Source organism: Arsenicibacter rosenii (assembly GCF_001870735.1).
GTDB lineage: Bacteria > Bacteroidota > Bacteroidia > Cytophagales > Spirosomataceae > Arsenicibacter > Arsenicibacter rosenii.
Window position 1 is genome coordinate 1 of sequence record NZ_MORL01000124.1, and the last position, 1,653, is coordinate 1,653.

At 54.6% G+C, this 1,653-nt stretch carries 2 protein-coding genes; both read right to left on the reverse strand.

Translation table 11 applies throughout. The annotated features are described in order from the left end of the window. The coding region (locus BLX24_RS30240) for an FGGY family carbohydrate kinase (RefSeq protein WP_071506898.1) at positions 1-1,199 on the reverse strand (1,199 nt) is incomplete at its 3' end. Between the two features lie 29 nt (positions 1,200-1,228). Then, positions 1,229-1,653: ABC transporter permease (locus BLX24_RS30245; protein WP_374755029.1), on the reverse strand; the 425-nt coding region annotated here is incomplete at its 5' end.

Below are 1,653 nucleotides of genomic sequence, written 5' to 3' on the forward strand. Positions count from 1 at the left end.
TCTTCTTCCATGGCGCCGATCACGTCTTTAATCTGGTAGGGGATCGATTCCAGCGCTGCCCGAACCAAATGCGCTCTGGTGGTCGCGAAGGTTAGTCCGGAGATGGAGGCTTTACGATCCATTTGCCAGTGAGGAGCGCCTAATCCGCTGAATGCCGGCATCAGATACACCCCTGCATTATCGGCCACGGAAGTAGCCAATGCTTCGGTTTCACGGCTTTCGGCAAACAGGCCGAGGCTGTTTTTGAGCCATTCAATCGTGGCCCCGCACGTCACGATTACGCCTTCCAGGGCATACTCTACCTGCTCTTCCGTACTCCAGCAAATGGTATTGACCATGCCATTTTTTGACAGCTTCACTTCCCGGCCAATATTCATCATGATGGAGCAGCCGGTTCCCAGTGTTGCTTTGGCGGTGCCGGGCCGGAAACACCCTTCCCCGAACGCTGCCGAATGCGAATCGCCGATCATCGCCTGAATAGCAACCGGGCGGCTGAATAAGCCGGCAAAGGTACTTTCACCAAAATCGGCAGACGATGGTTTCACAGCCGGCAACCGCAGACCGGTCAACCCGAAATCACGGAGTAATTCGTCGTCCCATGTCAACGATTTCAGGTTGAAAAACAAGGTTCTGGAGGCGTTGGTATAATCCGTAGCATAGCTTGCGCCACCCGTCAGTCTGAACAGTAACCAGGCATCAACCGTCCCGAAAAAGGCGTTTCCCTCCTTGATGGCTTCTCTGATTGTCGTGTCCTGCCCGGCAAGCCAGATGAGTTTGGTACCTGAAAAATAGGGATCGATAAACAGACCGGTCCGCTCCCGCACGCGGGCCTCCATGCCATCGGCTTTCAACCGCTCACATACCTGGATCGACCGTTTGCATTGCCAGACAATGGCGTTGTGCAGGGGTGTACCGGTTTGATCCCACAGGACAAACGTTTCCCGTTGATTGGCAATCCCGCATGACCGGATATCGGCCGGGTTTCCTCCTCTGTTCACAAAATCGCGGAGGCACTGTTTGACCGAATCGAGCACATTCTGATAAATGGCTTCGGGCTCCTGTTCCACAAAGCCGTCCCCGAAGTAGTGTGTGTGTAAGGAGACGGAGCCACGGGCCGCTACCTTGCCGTTCTGGTCCAATAAAAGTGATTTAGTACTGCTCGTACCCTGATCTATGGCTAAAATATAGGTGTTACGCATCTTCTTTTTATACACCGGACAAGACCGGTTTATTTCTCTTCGTTCATCCGTTTGTCGATAATCACGGCCAGCAGAATGACCACTCCTTTCACTACCTGTTGCCAGAACGGAGACACGTTCAGCAGCACAAGTCCGTTGTTAAGCACGCCAATGATGATGGCCCCCTGCACCGTTCCCGCCACACTCCCGCGCCCCCCTGACAGTGACGTACCACCAATGACCACGGCCGCAATGGAATCGAGTTCGTAACTGATACCGGCATTTGGCTGGGCCGAATCCAGCCGCGCGGTCACCATCAGCCCGCCCACCGCCGCCAGGGCACCGGACAGGGTGTAAACAATCAGTTTAACCCGCTCAATCTGAACACCTGACAACCGGGCGGCGCTTTCGCTGCCGCCAATGGCATAGATGTAGCGGCCAAACCGGGTTTTGTTCTGGATAACGACAGCGATCA